Source organism: Actinospica acidithermotolerans (assembly GCF_018139625.1).
Taxonomy (GTDB): Bacteria; Actinomycetota; Actinomycetes; order Streptomycetales; family Catenulisporaceae; genus Actinospica; species Actinospica acidithermotolerans.
On sequence record NZ_JAGSOH010000359.1, the window covers coordinates 1 to 444 of the forward strand.

At 30.4% G+C, this 444-nt stretch carries 1 protein-coding gene; it reads right to left on the reverse strand.

Annotated elements, in window-relative coordinates:
* Positions 1–444, reverse strand: a 444-nt coding sequence (locus tag KDK95_RS38970; protein ID WP_212522654.1) for a reverse transcriptase domain-containing protein, incomplete at both ends; no start/stop codon positions are given.

Below are 444 nucleotides of genomic sequence, written 5' to 3' on the forward strand. Positions count from 1 at the left end.
GGCCAACACCACTTTGATATAGTTTTTTAGCATCAGGGTCAAGCAATGTCTCATTCGGAACCTTTTCAAAATCATTCTCTGGATTAACGTTCTCACGAATTATTGCAACCTTTTCATATTTGTCATTCGGAATCCAGGGTATGTTTTTCCCATATGAGTCATCTAGTTTGAAATCCTTAAGTAATTTCTTGAGAAATTTTTCTTGAGATAAAATATAACCAGATTCGGTTTTACGAAATTCAATACCAAGATAATTTGATATTTCACCAAACACTTTAACTTCAAAATGATCTCTCAATTGATCCACAAAATTATCAATAACTTTTTGTGAACTTCCAACCATAAGAATATCATCAACATATAAACCTAAATATATTACTGATCCATCTTCATATTCAATGTGAAATAAACCATCATTGTGTAAAACTTGATTAAAACCAATGT